This window comes from Promicromonospora kroppenstedtii DSM 19349 (assembly GCF_000515355.1).
Classification (GTDB): domain Bacteria; phylum Actinomycetota; class Actinomycetes; order Actinomycetales; family Cellulomonadaceae; genus Promicromonospora; species Promicromonospora kroppenstedtii.
The window spans coordinates 5,956-6,221 of record NZ_KI911612.1; positions in this window are offsets into that span (position 1 = coordinate 5,956).

Sequence of the window (266 nt, forward strand, 5' to 3'; positions counted from 1 at the left end):
AGGCGCGCGCGTGCCGTGATCCGTGCGGTTGTCTCCGTGGCTCATCTCTGTTCCCCCGGTTGTTGGCGTACTTGCTTTTCACCCCCTATGACGCCCGGTTCCGGCGAACAGTTGGGGTCGGATCCTTTTCGCGTCCGACTCGCCCGGGTCAGGATGAGGACATGGCCGAGACGGTGGACAACCCTGTGGACGACGTCGGGCGCGCCCCCGCGTACCCGCTCCGGTTCCGCTCCGCCGAGGCCCGTGGGGTACGGATCGGCCGCCCG